Source organism: Nocardioides sp. Root140, from assembly GCF_001426745.1.
In the GTDB taxonomy this organism is placed as follows: domain Bacteria; phylum Actinomycetota; class Actinomycetes; order Propionibacteriales; family Nocardioidaceae; genus Nocardioides.
In genome coordinates, this window is sequence record NZ_LMFI01000006.1 from 23,786 (window position 1) to 40,967 (window position 17,182).

The following is a 17,182-nucleotide window of genomic DNA, read 5'->3' on the forward strand; positions in this document are numbered from 1 at the left end:
CGACGAGTTGTCGTCGCCGCGAGCGTCGGCTGACACCGGAGGTGATGCTGCGGACGTGGGAGCGTGACACAAGCAAGGGAGTCTCCTGAATTGCAACGTTTCAGGCGACTCTAGGCGTGGGGTGTGACCGACGCCACAAATGTGACAGGATCCGGTCAGGAACACCTGAGGGAAGACCCTCGGGCGCGTGCTCAGGACTTCTTGGCCTCGAAGTGCTGGTAGTCCTTGAGCGAGTGCCAGTCGCCGCCCCAGTCGAACCCGCGCTTCTTGAACGCCTTCACGACCGGGTCGTTCTTGGTGATCATGCCGGGGCGTACGTCGTCGCGGTCGAGGAACTCCTCACCGGCAGGCGGCAGCACCAGGTCACCCTTCACATAAGGGTTCTCGATGGTGTTGATGTCGATCGCCTTGCCGTAGGAGTGGATCGAGAACCTGCCCGGGCTGCCGGTGATCGGACGGCAGTTGAACGACGACGTGTTGTCGGCGGCCATGGACGCGTCGTCGGAGCCGTCGTACTCCTCGATGAGCTCCATCCGCCTGATCGGGAACTGCGCGTCGAACATCTCCCCGAACACCGTGACCACCGTGTCGGCGACGTCCTTGTGCACCATCAGCTGCCCGCCGTCATGGACCGTGCCGTCGAAGCCCCGGTAGTTCATCTCGATGATCCGCAGGTCGTCGATCGGCACTGGGCAGCCCTCCTCCCAGGAGACACCGATCATCCGGTCGCGGTACTCCTCGGAGATCGTGTGCACCGACGCCGAGAACTCCGGATCGTCGGACGACGTCTGCTGGACCGGTACGGCACTGGCCGGCGCGGTCACGGCGAGGCTGACGAGCGAGGCCAGGGCGAGTCTGACGAGCATGTGGGTCCTCCCGAGAGGGTCGGCTGCTGGACCTTCAACCTGTCACGGATGGACCGCACGCTCAACGCCTCCGACACCCGCAGGAAACTGCAGCACGCGCCGCCGTACGGCCACACGGCTCACCGTCGACTCCTCCCCTGCTGGTCCACCGCCTGGTTCCCGCGGATCAGGGCAGCGGCGGCCACTCCGGCAGCAACCCCGATCACGGTGTCCACCCCTCGCGCCACGATCATCGTGGCCGGTTCGCTGGGGGCTGCCAGCTCGGTCATGATCATGATCAGTGGCGTGAAGAACCCGAGCGCAACCCCGTAGTGGCGGCTCATGAACAGCTCGGTGGGGAACAGCAGCACCATCACGGCCGAGGCCAGCACCACCGGTCCCGGCTCCGGGAGCAGCACCAGTGCGGTGACGGCGAGGCCGACCAGTGTGCCTGTCACCCGCTGCACGGCGCGGTGCACCACCGCGTCGAGGTCGAGAACCTCTCCGATGGCGACGACGGCCAACGGAACGGCCGCCGCGGTCATCGCCCAGTTGGCATGGTCGACGCCCAGCATCACCCCGCTCAGTCCGGCGACTGCGGTCGCCAACGCATGGCGCAAGGCGTGCACGCCTGTCCCTGCAGGCAAGGTGGTCTTGCGGACACGCGACCACTGCACGGTCGGGATCTCCTGCAGGAGTCCCGTTCCTCCCGTGGTCAGCCTGGCCAGTCCGAGGGCAATGGACCAGGCTGCGGTCGCTGCACAGAGGGTCACGGCGCCCCAAGGACTGACCAGTCCGGGGCTGATCGTGGCCGTGGCGCCGAACGCGAAGATCCCGAAGAAGGGCCCACCCGGGCGGAGCCGGAGCCAGTCGGTCAGCAGCGAGCCGACCGCGGCGAACGTGGTGATGCCGAGCACGAGCACGACAGCGGGAACACGCGCCTCCGAGAACGCCACCCCCAGTGCGACCCCGGTCACCAGCATCCCGGCGCCATGGAACTGGTGACGCAGCCGGCTCCGTGGGGCCTCGAGCCTGCCGTACATCCCGGTGAAGGAGCCGAAGACGGCGTACAGCATGAGTTCTGGCCTGCCCACCGCGAGGAGCACCACTCCGGGGACCATGAGGCCGAGGACCACGCGCGCGGCGTGCCCGTGGTCACTGCTCCGGTCGGCCGGCAACGTGCCTGCCGTCGGCCGCCCGGCTCCGTGCGGGGTCATCTCAGGACGCGACCGGCACGCCGGCGGCGCAGGGCTCCGGTGGAGCGATTCTCGGCGCGTTCACGACACGAGGTCGATGCGGTGCTCGCGGCCGCCGAAGTTGAAGGTGTCACCCACCCGCAGACCCTCGACCGACGCGTAGATCGGGGAGTCCGTCGAGATTCCCTCGTAGGTCACTCCGTCGCACTCGAAGGCGCTCGCGACGACACCGACCACGTAGCGGTCGCCTCCGAAACCGACGATCGCGCCCGGTCCGACAGTGTCCTTGGGGCCGAAGTCGAGATCGTCGATCCGGGCCAGTCCCGCCTGCTGATGGTCTTCCGCAGCGCCGAGGAGCCCTGAGAGCTCCCCCTGTTCGTCCGACTGCGACAGGTCGTCGACCGAGTGCGTCGCCTCCTGGTCCAGCTCGGCTGCGGACCGCTCCTGCCTGACGGTGTTCTCGAAGGACCGCAGGTGATCCGCAGCCCTGGCCTCGAGAGCTTGTCTGACTCGCTGCTTGGCAGCCTGGTCGAAGCTCGCCGACTCATTCATGGGGATCGCCTCTCTCGGAACACACGTCGAATGCACGGCTCATTGACCTGCACTGTTCTTGGACATTGTGCCCCGATGCGCTCCGCAGCCACCCCATCCGAACCTCTCCCCACTTGCGGGCAATGAAGCGCTGGCGCATATTGAACCGTCATGAGCGGGGACGAACGGCACAGCGGGTCCAGCAGTGGCGGCAGGCTGCCCGTGGCGGCGATCCCGCGGGTCATCGGGTCGGTGCTGCTGGGTGCCGTCGCGGGCGTGGCCTGCGTGCTCGCACTCAACATCCCGCTCAGCATCCTGATCGGAGTCACGGTCACGCACGTCGCGTTCGCCGTGGGCGGGTGGATGGTGCTGTGGCCGCTCGACGCGCATGTCACGGCTGCCAATGCTCGACGTGAGGACTTCCGCCCGGTGCTCGAGGAGCTGCTCGTCCTGCTGATCTCACTGGGCGGGCTGTTCGGCATCGTGGCCGTGCTCGTCCTAGGACGCTCCGACACTGGCGACGCGGCCGCTGCGACGGCCCTGTGCGGGGTCTTCATGGCCTGGGCCGACCTGCACCTGATGTACGCCACTCGCTACGCACACCTCTACTACGGGGCCGCGGGAGCAAAGGGCGGTGGGATCGACTTCAACTCCGACGAGTCGCCGGCCTATCGCGACTTCTTCTACTTCAGCTACAACCTCGGGATGACCTACCAGGTCTCCGACACGGACGTGTCGAGCTCGACGATCCGGTCGGTGGTGTTGCGACACTCGCTCCTCTCCTACCTGTTCGGAGCCGTCGTCCTGGCCACCACCATCAATCTCGTTGCCGGAGTGGCCACCGGCTGACTCCCCGTGGGAGCACCGGCACCGCGCCGTACTCACGGGTGCGACTCACGGGTGCGACCTGAGCCGTCCTGGCGCTAACGTGCAGGAAGGGCTCAACTTCGAACCGTTCTGACCAAGAGAACCGGAGGCGACGAGATGGCGGGTGCGGCGAGGGTGGTCCGATGACGCAGCAGCCGGTCTCACAGGCCGTGATCGCACCTCCCGCAGAGGCGGCCATCTTCCTGGTGGTCACTGTGCGCCCGGAACGCGAGGACGTCGTACGCGATCTCCTTGCGGACGTGGCGGGACTCACCCGCGCGGTCGGCTTCCGCTCGAAGGACGGTGAGCTGCGCTGCGTGGTCGGCCTCGGTGCCGAGCTGTGGCCCCGGCTGTACGACGTCGCACCGCCGGCGCACCTCCACCCGTTCGAGGCAGTCCAGGACGCCGTGCACACGGCCGTCGCGACCCCGGGCGACATCCTGTTCCACCTCCGCGCCCGGCACATGGATCTCTGCTTCGAGCTCGCCCAGCAGCTCATAGCGCGTCTGGACGGTGCGGTCGACGTCGAAGACGAGGTGCACGGGTTCCGCTACTTCGACGAGCGTGACCTGCTCGGCTTCGTCGACGGCACCGAGAACCCCGAGGGCACGGCGGCCGAGGCGGCCGTCCACATCGGTGACGAGGACGCGGCCTTCGCCGGCGGGAGCTACGTGGTCGTGCAGAAGTACCTCCACGACCTGGTGGCCTGGAATGCGTTGCCCGTCGAGGCGCAGGAACGCGCGATCGGACGTCACAAGCTCAGCGACATCGAGATGCCGGACGACGTGAAGCCGTCCAACTCACACGTCGCCCTCAACACCATCGTCGACGAGAACGGTGTCGAACGGCAGATCATGCGCGACAACATGCCGTTCGGCAACGTGGGATCGGGTGAGTTCGGCACCTATTTCATCGGCTACGCCGCCAGTCCCGACGTCGTGGAACAGATGCTCCGCAACATGTTCGTCGGCAAGCCGCCCGGCAACCACGACCGGATCCTCGACTTCTCCACGGCGGTCACCGGCTGCCTCTTCTTCGTGCCGCCCGCGGACTTCCTGGAGGACGGCCCCTCGGCATCGGAAACGTGATGGGAACGCAATCAACAGCCGGCCCGCGGACAAGGACTGGTCCCGGAAGGACTATCGCCACCCTGCCGCGGGATGGGGCGCCACGATCTTGGCACCAGGGTCAAATGTCGAAGGGCCCCTGCCCGCGTTTCCGCAAGTCAGAGGCCCTTCGTTGGCTCCCCCGGTTGGACTCGAACCAACAACCCTCCGATTAACAGTCGAATGCTCTGCCAGTTGAGCTACAGGGGACCGCTAGGCAGCCCGGGAAGAATAGCAAGGACGCAGCGGAGGTGCGAAATCAGCCCCTCCCTTCGCGCCTGCGAGCGACTACAGGTCGTGGCCGACCTCGCCCCGCACCACCTCGAGGGCAGCGGCGGCACGGCGCCGCACCTCGGGATCGTCGGGGTCGACGCCCTCCTCGAACTCGTAGACCCACTGCACGGGCTGGTCGCCCCGGGGGGCCCTGCGCGCAATCACGAAGACGCCGCGGCGGCCGCGGATCGGCACGTGCCGCTGGAGTACGACGCTCGCCGTGACCCGCTCACGCACCAGCTCGAGCAGGCGCCCGGGCTCGTCCAGAGGGACCACGTGCACCGGCCGCACCTCACCCCAGGAGCCGACCTCGGTCACGGTCAGGGTGGAGGCATCCTGGGACCAGTCGGCCTTCTCGACCGTCTCCCACGGGATGCGCCGCTCCCCGACGTACAACGCGTCGCGGGTGCCGACCAGCACGACGCCGTCCGTGCCGACCGCGCCGGCCAGGGCCTTCTCCCCCGTCGGCAGGTCCGCCGCGCGCACCTCGTCGGGCAGCGCGTTGCCGAACAGCCTCATGTGCCCATCCCCGCATCACGAAGGGTGCGACGCTGCGCCTCGAGGGTCATCAGCTCGCCGAACAGTGCGTTGTGGTTCTCCGCGTCATCCGGGTTGGTGCGCTGCAGCTTGCTCTTCACGTCGGCGATGCTGCGCAGCACGGTCAGCTCGCGCAGCCGGTAGACGTGCGCGTGCACGTAGGCGAGGTCGGGTTCCTTCTTGGACAGCAGCGGCTCGACGCTCAGCTCGGTCAGGGCCGCGGCGACGGCCGGCTCCTTCACGTGGTCACGCAGCCCGGCCGCCCAGCCGTCCTTCGCACTCTCGGGTCCCCCACCGGCCTGGATCGCCTCCCACACCCCGCGGTACGTCGGGTGCGTGAAGTCGGCAGGTGTGACGTCGCGCGCCGAGCGCACCACGACCTCGGGGTGGTGCAGGACGAGCTTGAGGGTCTCGCGCTCGATCGCGAAGCGCGGGTCGCGCAGGTTCGGCAGCGGCGGCGCGGCGGGCTGCTGCGGCTTCGACGGGTCGTTGACCGGCGCCGCGGTGCGCTGGGGAGCACCCGAGGCCCGGCCCATGGCGCCGCCCGGTGCCTGCTTCTGGACCCTCCCCTGCCGCGCGGCTGCCCGGCGTACCTCTGTGCGGGCCTCGTCGACGTCGACGCCGATGGACGAGGCGATCTCGCGGGCGAACGCGTCGATCTTCGACTTGTCGCGCACGCTGCTCACCAGGACGGCAGCCTCGCGCAACGCATCGATGCGGCCGTCGGCGCGGTCGAGGTCGTAGCGCGAGAGCACGTTGCCGAGCACGAAGCGATAGAGGGGTACGCGACCGGAGACGAGATCCCGGACCGCCTCGTCGCCCTTCTTGATGCGCAGGTCACAGGGGTCGAGGCCGTCGGGCTCGATCGCGACGTAGGTCTGGGAGACGAAGTTCTGGTCGCCGCCGAAGGCGCGAAGGGCCGCCTTCTGGCCGGCGGAGTCACCGTCGAAGGTGAAGATGACCTCACCGCGGAACTCGTCGTGGTCGTGGAGGAACCGGCGCAGCACGCGCGCGTGGTCGTCGCCGAACGAGGTGCCGCAGGTGGCCACCGCCGTACCGACGCCGGCGAGGTGGCAGGCCATCACGTCGGTGTAGCCCTCGACCACGACGGCCTGCGAGGTGCGGCCGATCTCACGGCGCGCCAGGTCGATGCCGTAGAGCACCTGGGACTTCTTGTAGATCGGTGAGTCAGAGGTGTTGAGGTATTTAGCCTCGATGCGGTCGTCGTCAAAGATGCGGCGGGCACCGAAGCCGATCACGTCGCCGGACGCGTCGCGGATCGGCCACAGCAGGCGTCCGCGGAACCGGTCGTAGAGTCCACGCCCACGACCGACCAGGCCCCCGGTGACGAGCTCCTCCTCGCTGAAGCCCTTCTGCCGCAGGTGCTTGAACAGCACCTCGCCGCCGTTGGGGGCGAACCCGACGCCGAAGGTGGCCGCGGCGTCCTGGTCGAAGCCGCGGCCGTCGAGGAACTGACGGGCCACCACGGCGTCGGGGGTGGCCAACTGCTCGGCGTAGAAGAGCTGCGCCTGCTTGTGGGCGTCGATCAGGCGGCTGCGCTGCGGGCCACGCGGCGGGGTGGGTGCGCCGCCGTCCTCGCGCCGCAGCTGTACGCCGTACTTGTCGGCCAGGCGCTCGACGGCCTCGCTGAAGGTGATGCCGTCGATCTTCATCAGGAAGCTGAAGACGTCGCCGCCTTCCTGGCACCCGAAGCAGTGGAAGAACGCGCGCGCCGGGTTCACGTTGAACGACGGGGACTTCTCGTCATGGAAGGGGCACAGGCCCTTCATCGAGCCGCCGCCGGCGTTGCGGAGCGTGACGTAGGAGGACACGACCTCGTCGATGCGAGCCTTCTCGCGGACCTCCGCGATGTCGTCGTCCCTGATCCGTCCTGCCACGTCGCGGAGTCTACGTCGGGGACCGTTGGACGCACTGGCCGGGCGACGGGAGCTGTGGAGAATCGAGGGCCCGGCCCAGCGGACCGTCAAGGGTCCGACGGCCTGCGTCGAGGGTCTCAGTCGCCGATGGCGTAGCGGCGGTGCCAGGTGAGCGCCGAGGAGTCCGTGAGCGAGGCGACCTGGTCGATCACCACCCGCAGCCGGGCGGCGTCGTCGGGCGCCTCGGCGTGGTCGTGGGCGAACGCGGCGTCCAGCCGGTCGGGCCGGTCGACGAGCGCGGCCACCAGCTCGGCCAGCAGCTCACGCTGGCGAGCCATCACCTCGAGGCGCTCGTCGGACCGCATCACGTAGTGCGCGGCGATGCCCTTGAGCACGGCGATCTCGAGGAGGGTCTCGTCGGGGATCACCAGGTCGGCGCGGTAGCGCACGAACGACTCGGTGCCGTAGGCCGCCACCATCGCGGTCTGCACACTGCCGCAGAACCGGCCGATCAGGTCGCTGGTCAGGTTCTTCAGGGCGGCCAGCGACCGACGCGAGCCGTCGTACGGCGCCTGCGGCCAGCTGCCCTGCGTCTGCATGCGGGCCAGCGCCCTGCCGAGGGCGTCGTCGGAGACATCGGGGAGGTACCACTCGCGGGTGGTCTGCCACACCTCGCGTCGCGCGCCCGGGTCGGCGAGTGCGGTCAGGTCGATGCGGTCGGCGACGATGCCGTCCTCGACGTCGTGCACGGAGTAGGCCACGTCGTCGGCGAGGTCCATCACCTGCGCCTCGACGCAGCGCCGCCGGTCGGTGCGACCGTCGCGCATCCACGTGAAGACAGGGAGGTCGTCGGCGTACGCCCCGAACTTGGTGCCCGGGCGCTCGCGCAGCCAGGGGTACTTCGTGCAGGCGTCGAGCGTGGCGCGGGTCAGGTTGAGCCCCACCGAGTGGCCGTCGGCGTCGAACGTCTTGGACTCCAGGCGGGTCAGCAGTCGCAGCGTCTGGGCGTTGCCCTCAAAGCCTCCGCACGGCTCACTGAGCGCGTCGAGCACCTGCTCGCCGTTGTGGCCGAACGGCGGATGGCCCAGGTCGTGGGCCAGGGCAGCGGTCTCGGTGATGTCAGGGTGACAGCCCAGCGCCCGAGCCAGGTCGCGGGCGATCTGGGCAACCTCGAGAGAGTGGGTCAGCCGGTTGCGGACGAAGTCGTCGCTCTGGGGGCCGACGACCTGGGTCTTGGCGGCCAGGCGCCGGGACGCCGCCGCGTGGACCACGCGGGCCCGGTCACGCTCGAACGGCGTGCGCACGGGTGCGTCGACCCGCTTCGGCGGCTCCGGGACGAGGCGCTCGCGGTCGCGCTCGTCGTACTCGTTGGTCTCCATCACGGCCCGAGAGTAGTGCCACCCGCCCACGGTCGGGGGCGCCGGTGCGGAAGTCGTGCACCCCGGACCACAGACCGGTCGAACGGACCGTCGAACAGGTGACCTCTGCATCTCTCATGTCCTCGCACGCTCAGGAGAGGACATCCGGACCCCGACTTACCCGTCGGATGGTCCGCGGCCGGGCTCGCGCCGCCCGAAGAATGACGAATGGCCGCGGCCCACGAGGGCTGCGGCCATTCGGCGGGGTCAGAGATCAGTACGTCGTGACGTGCACGTGGTCGTAGTGGTTGGCCGTGGTCGAGCCACGGTCCTCCATGCCACGCCAGCCCTCGCCCGACCGGTCGACCGACCAGATCTGCTGGGAGTAGATGATGTAGTTCACGCCCAGCTCGGCGTAGTGCTCGCGCACGAAGTCGCGAACCTGGTAGCCGCGGTCGCCGCTGACCATGATGTCGACGGCGAGGCCCTGCGAGTGCTCACCGTCGCCGCGGAACGTGCCGTAGGTCGTGATGTCGGGGAACGCCGCGCACACGGCCGCGTGCACCTTGACGATGTTGGGGCTCACGCCGCTGGGCACGGAGGTGCCGTTGGTGCACTCGCCGCCGATGCCCTCGACGGGCTTCTCGTCGTCGAGGTAGTCGGCGGTCACCCAGCGCGACCGGCCGCCGACGACGATCTCGGTACGGCCGTTCTGCTCGCGCCCGGTGACCAGCACCTGCTTGCCGGCGTCAATGCTGCCGACCTGGGTCGCACCGTCGGTGGGCGCGTCCCAGAGGTTCAGTTCCTCGGTGGTCCACAGCTTGGAGTCGGCGGACTTCACCGCGCGCTGGGTGGCGAGGCGGTTCGCGCTGCGGGAGTACGTCGCGGAGGCGCTCAGCTGGTCGAGGTCGAGGCTGGCCCGACCGCTCGAACGGGAGACTTCCTGCTTGCGCTCGGGGGCAGCACCGCCGATGGATGCCTGGTTGGCGCTCACGACCTCCTTGATCTCGGGGTCGGATCCGAGGACTCCGACGCCGACGACGGCGAGGGTGGCGAGCGTGGAGACCGATGCTGCGATGGTCACCAGGCGGGGCTTGCTGCGGGCATTGGTGTCCCGCTTGTGGCCATGATTTGCCACAGCGCTGATCCTTTGCGATAGCTGACAGGGTCTGTGTCCGAACGGGGTGTCCGTCTGGGCACGAAGATCGAGTGAAACATAAACGAACCGGAAATGTCCCATTTGGGGACACTGTTCACAGGGTGTTCCGAGTCACCCGATCCTCACCCGATCCTCACCCGCCCGAGGCCGCGGACAGGTCCTCCTCCATGCCGCAGCCGGCCCCGTCGGCGTCGTCCAGCCACCCCTCGGGCAGCACGACCCGCTTGCGTGGCGTGCCTTGGCGCCCCCGTGGAGCACCCAGCTCGGCGACCGGGAAGACGGCGTCGGGGTCGAGCTCGGCAAGCAGGACGTCGAGGGTGGCGAGGCTGTCGATCAGGGCCAGGGAGTGACGCAGTGCACCACCGGCCGGGAAGCCCTTGAGGTACCACGAGACGTGCTTGCGGAACTCCTTGCAGCCCCGCTCCTCCCCCATGTGCGAGCTGAGCAGCTCGGCGTGGCGACGCATCATCGCGGCCACCTCACCCAACACGGGGAGCGTAGCCACGGTCTCGCCGGCGAAGGCCGCGGCCAGGTCGCGGAACAGCCACGGACGGCCCAGGCAGCCGCGGCCGACCACGACGCCCGCGACACCGGTCTGCTCGACCATCCTCAGCGCGTCGGCGGCCTCCCAGATGTCGCCGTTGCCGAGCACCGGGATGTCGACGTGCGCCACGAGCTCGGCGATCGCCTCCCAGTCTGCCTGGCCGGAGTAGGCCTGCTCGACGGTGCGGCCGTGCAGCGCAATGGCCGCACACCCCGCCTCCTGGGCGATGCGTCCGGCATCGAGGTAGGTCAGGTGGTCGTCATCGATGCCCTTGCGGGTCTTCATGGTGACCGGCACGCCGTACGGCTCGGCGGCGCGGACCGCGTGCTCGAGGATCTCGCCGAGGAGCCCGCGCTTCCACGGGAGCGCTCCCCCGCCGCCCTTGCGGGTCACCTTCGGAACCGGGCAGCCGAAGTTGAGGTCGATGTGCGCGACGCCGTACTCGGCGCAGAGGATCTCCGCGGCCTTGCCGACGTAGACCGGGTCGGTGCCGTAGAGCTGCACCGAGCGGGTGTTCTCGAGCTCGTCGAAGACCAGCATCGACCTGGTCATCGCGTCGCCCTCGACCAGGCCGCGTGAGGTGATCATCTCGCAGACGAAGAGCCCGTCCGCGCCCTGCTCGCGCATGCTCTCGAGGCACAACCGGCGGTACGCCGCGTTGGTGATGCCGGCCATCGGAGCCAGGACGACGGGCGTCTCGACGGTCAGGTTGCCCAGCTGCATGGGCTCCATTGTGAACTGCCACCCCTCGAATGCGCGAACCGTGGGCTTTCGATGCGCGAACCGTGGATCGTGATTGCCGAGCCGGGGGTCCTTGCGGTGCCCGTCAAGGATCCACAGTTCGAGGCGCAATCTTCCACGGTTCGCGCATCAATGACGCACGGTTGGCGCATCAAAAAGGCACGGTTCGCGGTTGGGTCAGCGCTTCTTCTTGGCGCCCTTCTTGGCCTTCGCGCCCGGCGCGGTCACGTCACCGGTCCAGTCGATCTGCTCCTGGGCCTCGTCGGGGCGCAGCGCGACGGTGCGCAGCTCGGTCTTCGCCGGGGCCAGGAAGACCATGCACAGCGAGGCGGGCTTGGCGTTGGGCCCGAACTTCTTCGGCAGCAACCGGTCGGCGCACGGGGCGAACCCGCTGATGTGTGCGGCCGGGTAGAGGATCGAGGAGCCGTTGTCGAGGAACACCGGCGGTTCGAAGCCGCCGAGGTTGGACGTGCCGGCGTTCTTCACCCGCAGGTGCACGTAGTAGGGCGTCGACTTCTTCATCGCGTCGCTCAGCTTGAAACCGCTGAACGCCTTGATCGGCGCCTTGTCGATGCGGGTGACGGTGACCTCGGCCTGGCCGGACACCTTGGCGGTGGCCTGCCACTTGAAGGTCGCCGACTCGCCGAGCTCGAGTGCCGACCCGGGGTCGGTCAGGCCGTCGTCCTCGGGCGTGCTCGAGCCGTCACTGCTCTGCGACGAGTCGTCCTTGGAGTCCTTGTTGTCCTTGTCGTCGTCCCCGCCTCCACAGCCCGCGAGGGCCAGGACGGCGACGAGGGACAACGCGGCAAGACGAAGAACTCCGGATTTCATGGCGTCATTGTGCACCGACGGTGCGGTCGTCGTACGACGAAACACTGGTCAGGAGCCCAGCAAACGCTCGGCGAAGTACGTCGAGATGCCGTCGAGGCTGATCCGCTCCTGCGACATCGAGTCGCGCTCGCGCACCGTGACCGCGTTGTCGTCGAGGGTGTCGAAGTCGACGGTGACGCAGTACGGCGTGCCGATCTCGTCCTGGCGGCGGTAGCGGCGACCGATCGCACCCGAGTCGTCGAACTCGACGTTCCAGTTGCGGCGCAGCTCGGCGGCGAGGTCCTTGGCCTTGGGCGAGAGGTCGGCGTTGCGGCTCAGCGGGAGCACCGCGACCTTGACCGGCGCGAGGCGCGGGTCGAGGCGCAGCACGGTGCGCTTGTCGACGCCGCCCTTCGTGTTGGGCGCCTCGTCCTCCTGGTAGGCGTCGACCAGGAAGGTCATCAGGCTCCGGCTCAGTCCGGCCGCCGGCTCGATGACGTAGGGCGTGTAGCGCTCGTTGTTGGCCTGGTCGAAGTAGGAGAGGTCCTGGCCGGAGTGCTTGGAGTGCGTGGTCAGGTCGAAGTCGGTGCGGTTGGCGATGCCCTCGAGCTCACCCCACTCGGAGCCCGCGAAGCGGAAGCGGTACTCGATGTCGGTGGTGCCCTTGGAGTAGTGGCTCAGCTTCTCCAACGGGTGCTCGAAGTGACGCAGGTTGTCGGGGTTGATGCCCAGGTCGACGTACCACCTGGTGCGCTCGGCGATCCAGTACTTGTGCCACTCGTCGTCCTCGCCGGGCTTGACGAAGAACTCCATCTCCATCTGCTCGAACTCGCGGGTGCGGAAGATGAAGTTGCCCGGCGTGATCTCGTTGCGGAAGCTCTTGCCGATCTGGGCGATGCCGAACGGCGGCTTGCGCCGGCTGCTGGTCACCACGTTGGCGAAGTTGAGGAAGATGCCCTGCGCGGTCTCGGGGCGCAGGTAGACCAGGCCGGACTCGTCCTCGAGGACACCGACGTGCGTCTTGAGCATGCCGGAGAACTCGCGCGGCTCGGTCCAGGCACCACGGGTGCCGCAGTTGGCGCAGGCGACGTCCTTGAGGTCGACGTCGTCGGGGTTGTCGATGCCCTTCTTCTCGGCGTACGCCTCCTGCAGGTGGTCGGCGCGGTACCGCTTGTGGCACGACTGGCACTCGGTCAGCGGGTCGTTGAACGTGTCGACGTGGCCGGAGGCGACCCAGGTCTCGCGCGGCAGGATGATGCTGGAGTCGAGGCCCACGACGTCTTCGCGGCCCTGGACCATCGCCTTCCACCACTGGCGCTTGATGTTCTCCTTGAGCTCGACACCGAGCGGGCCGTAGTCCCACGCGGAGCGGGTGCCGCCGTAGATCTCACCGCACGGGTAGACGAAGCCTCGGCGCTTGGCGAGGGAGACGACGTTGTCGACGGGCGAGGGGGGCGGCTTGGCCACGGGAACTCCTGGGAAGGTCGGCCGACTGGCTGTCGGTCTTGAAGGATCAAGCCTAACGAGCGTGTCACCCGACTTGTGTGTTGGGCCGCGGCGGTCAGGTCTCGCGGGCCAGAGGCTCGTTGAGCTCGCCACCCGGTTCGACGACCTCGTAGGCGCTGGGCTCGTCGAGTGCCGTGCCCAGCAGCTCCCAGGCCCCCAGCTTCACGTCGTACGACGACAGGGCGCGGCGGTAGGACCCGACGTTGGCCCAGCGCGTGGTGAGCAGCCAGAGGTCGGGCTGGTCGACGTTGCGTCCGACCGTGCCCTCGACGTAGCCCGCGCAGGCCGCGAGCAGCGCGTGCGCTTCCTCGACCCGCGCCCGGAAGCTCGCCACGTCATGCTCGGACACCCGGAACCTGTTCACGACCAACACGTCCCCCAATCTCCCATGCAACGCGGGGTTACGGTCGCTCCACACGCGCCCTCCCACGGGCGAGCCGTCAAGAAGGCCGCACAGGTTCCGCCCTGCCCGGGGAACTCGATTTGACAACCATTCTCATCTTGCTGAGAATCGTTCTCATGAACTTGCCTGCCGCGCGCTTCGCCGTACCCCTCGTTGTCAGTGCTTCGCTCTTCCTTGCCGGATGCGGTGCACTCTCGGGCGACGGGGACGTCGACGAGCAGAAGGTCTCCGCGGCCTTCTACCCGCTGGCCTACGCCGCCGAGCGCGTGGCAGGCGACCACTTGGAGGTCGAGAACCTGGTCCAGGCCGGCCGCGAGCCCCACGACGTCGAACTGAGCGTGCGCCAGACCGGCGACGTCGCCGATGCGGGACTGGTGATCTTCGAGACCGGCTTCCAGCCCGCCGTCGACGACGCCGTCGAGCAGAACGCGGAGGGCGAGACCCTCGACGCGGCCAAGGTGATCGACCTGCACGAGAACGGCGAGGACGCCCACGCGCACGAGGAGGGCCACGACCACGAGCACGGTGACCACGACCCGCACTTCTGGCTCGACCCCCTGCTGATGGCCGACCTCGCCGACGCGATCGCCGACAAGCTCAGCGGCATCGACCCCGACCACGAGGACGAGTTCACCGCCAACGCCGAGAAGTTTCGCGGCGAGCTCGAGACCCTCGACAAGGCGTACGCCGACGGGCTGGCCGACTGCAAGGTCGACACCGTGGTGGTCAACCACGAGGCATTCGGCTACCTCAGCCGCTACGGCCTCCACTTCGAGGCGATCACGGGCCTCTCCCCCGGCGCCGAGCCGATCCCGGGTGAGCGGGCGAAGCTGGAGAAGCTGATCCGCGACGAGCACCTGACCACCGTCTTCTCCGAGGCCCTCGGCAGCAAGAAGTCGGCCGACTCGCTGGCAGACGACCTCGGCGTCGAGACGGCCGTGCTCGACCCGATCGAGGGCCTGAGTGACCAGACCTCCGATGAGAACTACCTTTCACTCATGGAGAACAACCTCACCGCACTCAAGAAGGCCAACGGTTGCTGACCGACCCCACCGACCGCGACCGGACCGTCCTCGAGATCGAGGACGGTTCCGTCGCCATTTCCGGGCGTCCCATCCTCCGTCACATCGACGTGCGCATCGAGCGTGGCGAGTTCGTGGCACTGATGGGCGCCAACGGCTCCGGCAAGTCGACCCTGGTCCGTGCCATGACAGGCCTGCTGCGGATCGGCGGAGGATCGGTGACGCTGTTCGGCGCGCAGCTCTCCGACTTCCACGACTGGCATCGCATCGGCTTCGTGCCGCAACGCGCGACCGCCGCGAGCGGCATCCCTGTCTCGGTCTGGGAGGTCGTGGCCTCGGGCCGGCTCACCCGACGTCGCCTCCTGCGACCGCTCCTGCGCAAGGACCGCCAGGCCATCAAGGACGCCCTCGACGTGGTCGGGCTACGCGATCGCAGCCACGACGGCATCAACACCCTCTCCGGCGGCCAGCAGCAGCGAGTGCTGATCGCGCGCGCCCTGGCCGGCGAGCCCGAGCTGTTCTTCCTCGACGAGCCCACCGCCGGCGTCGACCTGCCCAACCAGCAGGCCCTGGCCCTCGCCCTCGAGACGCTCAAGTCCCGCGGCGCGACCGTCGTGCTGGTCGCCCACGAGCTCGGCCCGATGACACCGCTGGTCGACCGCGCGATCGTCATGCGCGACGGCCGCATTGCGTACGACGGCCCGCCGCTGGCCGACCACGAGGTGCACGGGCCGCTGTTCGGCGCCGGCCACAGCCACCACCACGTGGTGCCCGTCGTCGATGACCACACGCCGCAACTCGGCCTCAACCGCCACCGGGAGCACCACTGATGGACATCCTGGGCTACGACTTCATGATCCGCGCGATGATCGCCGCGGTCTTCACCGGACTCGCCGCGCCGGTCGTCGGCACCTACCTGGTGCAGCGCCGCCTCGCCCTGATGGGTGACGGCATCGGCCACGTCGCCGTCACAGGTGTGGCACTCGGCCTGCTGACCAACACCTCACCGACCTGGACGGCGGTCGTGGTGGCCATCCTGGGCGCCGTACTCATCGAGGTGATCCGCGAGAAGGGTCACGCGAACGGCGACGTCGCGCTGGCGTTGCTGTTCTACGGCGGCATCGCCGGTGGTGTGATGATCACCGGCCTGGCCGGACAGAGTGCGGCCCGCCTCCAGGAGTTCCTGTTCGGGTCGATCACCACGATCTCGCCACAGGACGTATGGGTGACGATGGCGCTCAGTGCCATCGTGATCCTGCTCGGGGTCGGACTCGCACCCCAGCTGTTCGCGGTCGCCCAGGACCAGGAGTTCGCTCGGGTCGCCGGGCTCAACATCCGCGTCTACAACGTGCTGGTCGCCGTGCTGGCCGCGGTCACGGTGACCGTGGCGATGCGCACTGTCGGCCTGCTGCTGGTCTCGGCGCTGATGATCGTGCCGGTGGCCACCGCCCAGCAGCTGACCCGCAGCTTCCGGGCCACCCTGCTGGCCGCGATGTGCCTCGGCGTCGGCGCGTCCTTCGGCGGACTCATGGTCTCGGCAGTCGCCTTCGACGTGGCGCCCGGACCCACCATCGTGCTGCTCGCGCTGGCCTGCTTCGTGCTGACCTGGCCGGTGGGCATGTGGCTGCGTCGACGTCGCCGCCAGCGGCAGCCGTTCGACGAGCTCGCGCCGCTGGCCCATGACGCGATCGACGAACACCCTCACGAACACGGTGAGAACTGCGGGCACACCGCCGTACCCCACGGTGACCACGTCGACTACGTCCACGACGGTCACCGCCACGCCCCCCACGGAGTGCACTATGACGAACACTGAGCCGAAGACCGAGCCCACCACCGAGCCCCGCACCACCCCGGTGGCCGGCGGGCGCCCGACCAAGCAGCGCCTGGCCGTGGCCAACGTGCTCTCCACGTTCGGCGACTTCCGCAGTGCCCAGGAGATCCACTCGCTGCTGACCGACTCGGGCGAGAAGGTCGGGCTGGCCACCGTCTACCGCACCCTGCAGCTGCTCGCCGACAGCGGCGAGGTCGACGTGCTCCGCACCGAGGACGGCGAGGCCGCCTACCGGCGCTGCTCCGACTCACACCACCATCACCTGGTCTGCCGGTCGTGCGGCGCCACGGTGGAGGTCGAGGGCCCGACGGTCGAGCGGTGGACCAAGGCGATCGCCGCCGAGCACGGCTACCGCGACATCAGCCACACGCTGGAGATCTTCGGCACCTGCGCCGCCTGCTCCTGACGGTCGCCAGGCTCGGTACGGCGTTCGAGACGGCCGCACTTGTGCGCCCTTCTTGACGCTTTGCCCCCGGCTAGGTCAATCGGTCTAAGCAACGGTCATGCTGCTGCCGGTTTGGCGAGCAGCGCAGCCAGCGCTTGTGCGGGGGTCTGCAGGTCAAGGGTAGGGCG

The 17,182-nt window shown here is 68.7% G+C and carries 17 protein-coding genes and 1 tRNA gene; 6 read left to right on the plus strand and 12 right to left on the minus strand.

All coding sequences use genetic code 11. From position 1 onward, the window contains the following. Positions 1-191: 191 nt before the first annotated feature. The 3 genes from ASD30_RS10035 to ASD30_RS10045 form a co-directional block, all read right to left on the minus strand. On the minus strand, positions 192-866 hold the full coding sequence (locus tag ASD30_RS10035; protein ID WP_056680913.1) for a M15 family metallopeptidase: 675 nt from the start codon (positions 864-866) through the stop codon (positions 192-194). A 119-nt stretch (positions 867-985) separates the two neighbouring features. Further along, positions 986-2,062 (minus strand): FUSC family protein, encoded by a 1,077-nt coding sequence (locus ASD30_RS10040; protein WP_056680916.1) that lies wholly within the window; start codon positions 2,060-2,062, stop codon positions 986-988. Positions 2,063-2,122: 60 nt separating this feature from the next. Continuing rightward, positions 2,123-2,593 carry a hypothetical protein gene (locus ASD30_RS10045; protein ID WP_056680919.1) on the minus strand — a complete coding sequence of 157 codons (471 nt, stop codon included), beginning with the start codon at positions 2,591-2,593 and terminating at the stop codon, positions 2,123-2,125. 150 nt (positions 2,594-2,743) lie between these two features. On the opposite strand from ASD30_RS10045, the gene ASD30_RS10050 reads away from it, so the two are divergent. Both ASD30_RS10050 and ASD30_RS10055 read left to right on the plus strand, forming a co-directional pair. After that, on the plus strand, positions 2,744-3,421 hold the full coding sequence (locus tag ASD30_RS10050; RefSeq protein WP_056680922.1) for a DUF1345 domain-containing protein: 678 nt from the start codon (positions 2,744-2,746) through the stop codon (positions 3,419-3,421). Positions 3,422-3,582: 161 nt separating this feature from the next. Then, complete coding sequence (locus tag ASD30_RS10055) at positions 3,583-4,527, plus strand: Dyp-type peroxidase (protein WP_056680924.1); 945 nt, start codon at positions 3,583-3,585, stop codon at positions 4,525-4,527. 152 nt (positions 4,528-4,679) lie between these two features. Here ASD30_RS10055 and ASD30_RS10060 read toward each other — a convergent pair. The 9 genes from ASD30_RS10060 to ASD30_RS10100 form a co-directional block, all read right to left on the minus strand. Further along, positions 4,680-4,755, minus strand: a tRNA-Asn gene (locus ASD30_RS10060). A gap of 78 nt (positions 4,756-4,833) precedes the next feature. Further along, positions 4,834-5,337 carry a hypothetical protein gene (locus tag ASD30_RS10065; protein ID WP_056680927.1) on the minus strand — a complete coding sequence of 168 codons (504 nt, stop codon included), beginning with the start codon at positions 5,335-5,337 and terminating at the stop codon, positions 4,834-4,836. Continuing rightward, complete coding sequence (gene dnaG / locus ASD30_RS10070) at positions 5,334-7,253, minus strand: DNA primase (RefSeq protein ID WP_056680930.1); 1,920 nt, start codon at positions 7,251-7,253, stop codon at positions 5,334-5,336. The genes ASD30_RS10065 and dnaG overlap by 4 nt, the downstream gene beginning before the upstream one ends. 116 nt (positions 7,254-7,369) lie before the next feature. Continuing rightward, complete coding sequence (locus tag ASD30_RS10075) at positions 7,370-8,611, minus strand: deoxyguanosinetriphosphate triphosphohydrolase (protein WP_056680965.1); 1,242 nt, start codon at positions 8,609-8,611, stop codon at positions 7,370-7,372. A gap of 253 nt (positions 8,612-8,864) precedes the next feature. Then, entirely contained in the window at positions 8,865-9,728 is an 864-nt protein-coding gene (locus tag ASD30_RS10080; RefSeq protein ID WP_156393600.1) for a hypothetical protein, read from the minus strand. Positions 9,729-9,882: 154 nt separating this feature from the next. Then, positions 9,883-11,025 (minus strand): tRNA dihydrouridine synthase DusB, encoded by a 1,143-nt coding sequence (gene dusB, locus ASD30_RS10085; RefSeq protein WP_056680936.1) that lies wholly within the window; start codon positions 11,023-11,025, stop codon positions 9,883-9,885. Positions 11,026-11,211: 186 nt separating this feature from the next. Further along, the gene (locus tag ASD30_RS10090) at positions 11,212-11,865 is read right to left on the minus strand and encodes a DUF7537 family lipoprotein (RefSeq protein ID WP_156393601.1); all 654 of its coding nucleotides are present in this window, start codon (positions 11,863-11,865) and stop codon (positions 11,212-11,214) included. A gap of 48 nt (positions 11,866-11,913) precedes the next feature. Continuing rightward, entirely contained in the window at positions 11,914-13,311 is a 1,398-nt protein-coding gene (locus tag ASD30_RS10095; RefSeq protein WP_056680941.1) for a glycine--tRNA ligase, read from the minus strand. Between the two features lie 94 nt (positions 13,312-13,405). Then, positions 13,406-13,780, minus strand: coding sequence for an antibiotic biosynthesis monooxygenase family protein (locus ASD30_RS10100; protein WP_327152727.1), 375 nt, complete (start codon positions 13,778-13,780; stop codon positions 13,406-13,408). An 89-nt stretch (positions 13,781-13,869) separates the two neighbouring features. Here ASD30_RS10100 and ASD30_RS10105 point away from each other — a divergent pair, with 89 nt between their 5' ends. The 4 genes from ASD30_RS10105 to ASD30_RS10120 are packed head-to-tail and all read left to right on the plus strand — an operon-like array spanning position 13,870 to position 17,015. Continuing rightward, on the plus strand, positions 13,870-14,796 hold the full coding sequence (locus tag ASD30_RS10105; protein WP_056680947.1) for a metal ABC transporter substrate-binding protein: 927 nt from the start codon (positions 13,870-13,872) through the stop codon (positions 14,794-14,796). Continuing rightward, positions 14,790-15,605, plus strand: a complete 816-nt coding sequence (locus tag ASD30_RS10110; RefSeq protein WP_082563735.1) for a metal ABC transporter ATP-binding protein — start codon at positions 14,790-14,792, stop codon at positions 15,603-15,605. The genes ASD30_RS10105 and ASD30_RS10110 overlap by 7 nt, the downstream gene beginning before the upstream one ends. Then, a complete protein-coding gene (locus ASD30_RS10115) occupies positions 15,605-16,591 on the plus strand; it encodes a metal ABC transporter permease (protein WP_056680950.1) in 987 nt (328 codons plus the stop codon). The genes ASD30_RS10110 and ASD30_RS10115 overlap by 1 nt, the downstream gene beginning before the upstream one ends. Next, positions 16,578-17,015 (plus strand): Fur family transcriptional regulator, encoded by a 438-nt coding sequence (locus ASD30_RS10120; RefSeq protein WP_056680953.1) that lies wholly within the window; start codon positions 16,578-16,580, stop codon positions 17,013-17,015. Before ASD30_RS10115 ends, ASD30_RS10120 begins: the two co-directional genes overlap by 14 nt. Positions 17,016-17,182: the final 167 nt, after the last annotated feature.

What these genes read in the sequence shown, in the direction of transcription:
- ASD30_RS10115 (WP_056680950.1), top strand. Translation starts at nt 15,605, where the DNA reads ATGGACATCCTGGGCTACGACTTCATGATCCGCGCGATGATCGCCGCG.
- ASD30_RS10075 (WP_056680965.1), bottom strand. Translation starts at nt 8,611, where the DNA reads ATGGAGACCAACGAGTACGACGAGCGCGACCGCGAGCGCCTCGTCCCG.
- ASD30_RS10090 (WP_156393601.1), bottom strand. Translation starts at nt 11,865, where the DNA reads ATGAAATCCGGAGTTCTTCGTCTTGCCGCGTTGTCCCTCGTCGCCGTC.
- ASD30_RS10055 (WP_056680924.1), top strand. Translation starts at nt 3,583, where the DNA reads ATGACGCAGCAGCCGGTCTCACAGGCCGTGATCGCACCTCCCGCAGAG.
- ASD30_RS10040 (WP_056680916.1), bottom strand. Translation starts at nt 2,062, where the DNA reads ATGACCCCGCACGGAGCCGGGCGGCCGACGGCAGGCACGTTGCCGGCC.
- ASD30_RS10045 (WP_056680919.1), bottom strand. Translation starts at nt 2,593, where the DNA reads ATGAATGAGTCGGCGAGCTTCGACCAGGCTGCCAAGCAGCGAGTCAGA.
- dusB (WP_056680936.1), bottom strand. Translation starts at nt 11,025, where the DNA reads ATGGAGCCCATGCAGCTGGGCAACCTGACCGTCGAGACGCCCGTCGTC.
- ASD30_RS10120 (WP_056680953.1), top strand. Translation starts at nt 16,578, where the DNA reads ATGACGAACACTGAGCCGAAGACCGAGCCCACCACCGAGCCCCGCACC.
- ASD30_RS10065 (WP_056680927.1), bottom strand. Translation starts at nt 5,337, where the DNA reads ATGAGGCTGTTCGGCAACGCGCTGCCCGACGAGGTGCGCGCGGCGGAC.
- ASD30_RS10035 (WP_056680913.1), bottom strand. Translation starts at nt 866, where the DNA reads ATGCTCGTCAGACTCGCCCTGGCCTCGCTCGTCAGCCTCGCCGTGACC.
- ASD30_RS10050 (WP_056680922.1), top strand. Translation starts at nt 2,744, where the DNA reads ATGAGCGGGGACGAACGGCACAGCGGGTCCAGCAGTGGCGGCAGGCTG.
- ASD30_RS10105 (WP_056680947.1), top strand. Translation starts at nt 13,870, where the DNA reads ATGAACTTGCCTGCCGCGCGCTTCGCCGTACCCCTCGTTGTCAGTGCT.